At 59.2% G+C, this 2,263-nt stretch carries 2 protein-coding genes; both read right to left on the minus strand.

Features of this window, described 5'->3' with window-relative positions:
- Positions 1-481 (minus strand): NADH-quinone oxidoreductase subunit C (locus V6C07_RS04375; protein ID WP_333535141.1); only part of this gene is annotated, 481 nt, incomplete at its 3' end.
- Positions 482-913: 432 nt separating this feature from the next.
- Positions 914-2,263 (minus strand): proton-conducting transporter transmembrane domain-containing protein (locus tag V6C07_RS04380; protein ID WP_333535142.1); only part of this gene is annotated, 1,350 nt, incomplete at its 5' end.

A 2,263-nucleotide genomic window follows, 5' to 3' on the forward strand; every position in this document is an offset into this window, starting at 1 on the left:
CGGCAGAAGCGGCAGGATCGTTTGCATGTGCGGATTCTTGCCCGGTGGTGGCGCAACTGTTTCTGTTCTCAGCCGCGTTGCGCGCGGCAGCTTCTGCGCTGTCGGGAATGCGCCGCACGCTTTTGAGCCAGGGGTGTCCCACCGGTTCCACTCCCCATTGCTCGTAAATTTCGCGCTCAAAGTAGTGCAGTTGCGGCAATTCCGGCGTCATTGACATAAAGGCCGTCACCGGCGGCGTGCACCGGGCCATAAGACGGCGCGTCCCGTCATGGGCCAGCACGCAGCAAAGGCTCACGGCACGGGTCTGTTCCGGTGCGTCGCCGTTCTTCGCGTCAAGGGGGGCGTCCGTGCCGGGAATGCCGAAAAACGCCAGTACGCGCCAGCCTCCGGCCAGGGCGTGACGGAGTATGTCCCGCAATTCAGATACGGAATGACGCCCAAGTTTGTTCAGTGTTACCGACTCGCGGTAGTCGAACGACATGTTATCCTCCTGGAGCACTTTGCCTTTGAGCATACAAGCTTTCAAAGGTTCAAAAATGCTCACTGCGATGCCTTGGAGCGCAAAGACAGCGCCCCGCACCTTCGTAGCGGACGTCTGCACACGCAGCCGCCAGGGCAATGTTAAAGCAATATTTCTCCAGGGACTGCTTCTGAATAATCCTTTTGTCCAGTAACTGAGTCAAAGTGGTGTCTGGGCTCCGGTCGAATACCATAAGAGTATGCTCCTTTCGGCAAAACCCGACTCTTCCTTGTTTTTGGAGCAAAATTATTCAGTTAGAAACAGCTCCTAGAGATTTTGACACTTCTGAAACAGGCGCCTGGCGGCGTGAAAAGCTCACCGATTCCTGTTCCGTGGCAAGGGCTTGCAGACAAATCCTTGCAAGGCAGGCACTCGCTTCATCGGTAAGCCGTATTAACCGCCGATAAGGGCCGCGGCCTGCCGTAAAAAATTCCACAGCCAGTCGGGTATCCACAGGCCCAGAGTCAGCACACCCATGCCGAGCACCAGGGGCGGAAGTACGCTCAACAGCGGTTCGCGCGGATTCTGGGGCATATCCGCAGGGCGGTTGCCCTGCACCATGCGCAGCACCGCCACCGAAAGGCCCACAAATATTACGGCCAGGGCCAGCAGATAGCCTGCGGCCAGAAAGGGAGACCCGGCAGCCAGCATGCCCTTGAAAATAATGAATTCGCTGATGAAAATGCCGAAAGGCGGCGAGCCTGCCACTGCCAGAAAACCGGCCATCCAGAGGGTTCCGGTTACAGGCATGGTCCAGCGCATGCCGCGGATGTCATAGCTTGAAAAGGTGTGATAGCGGGCCAGAATGTTGCCGGAAAGCAAAAAGAGCATGCATTTTGTCAGCGAATGGCAGACGGCATGCAGCATGGCCCCGGACACGGCCAGCCCGCCCACGCCCACGCCAAGCGCCAGTATGCCCATATGTTCCACGCTGGAATAGGCCAGCATGCGCTTGTAATGGCCCTGACCCACAATGAAGATGGCCGCCGTAATCAGCGACAGCAAGCCGAAAAAGCTGAGCAGGCCGCTGCTGAATCCGCCAAGCCCGGCGGCCAGCATGATCTGGTGGCCGCGCAGAATGCCGAGCATGGCGCAGTTGAGCAATGCGCCGGACAGCAGCGCCGAAACCAGCGAAGGGGCCTGGCTGTGGGCATCCGGCAGCCAGTTGTGCAGAGGGGCCAGGCCCATTTTTGTGCCGTAGCCCACCAGCAGAAAAATAAATGCGGCCTTGAGCCAGGTTTCTTCCCCGGCGCGGGCGTGGCTGACATACCAGCCCACCTGATCCATGCCTTCCATCATGGCTTCCATGCCTTCGGGCGTATAAAAAGCCACAGAAAGCAGGATGTTGCCCACCATTGCCAGGGCGATGCCCACGGAACAGATGATGAGGTATTTCCAGGTGGCCTCAAGGGAGCGCTGGTGGCGGTGAAAGTAGATCAGCGGCGCGCTGGAAAGGGTAGTGGCTTCAATGCCGACCCACAAGGCGCCGAGATGCGGGGTGGTGGTCACAAGGGTCATGGATGAGAGAAAAAAGCACAGGCAGGCGGCCAGACGGCGCTGCGGCGCGTTGGTAAAGCTGCGGCCGTCCTGAAAGGCGGTGTGTACGCCCAGGCGTTCTTCCTCGCGCAGGTAATACACAGCATACACAGAAGCCGCCAGAAAGAGCAGGCTGGCGAGCATGAGAAAAAGCGCGCCCAGCGGGTCCGGGGCCAGAAGGCCTCCCAGGGCTTCCGGCTCGGCTCC

This window comes from Desulfovibrio sp. 1214_IL3152, assembly GCF_036763055.1.
Classification (GTDB): Bacteria; Desulfobacterota; Desulfovibrionia; order Desulfovibrionales; family Desulfovibrionaceae; genus Desulfovibrio.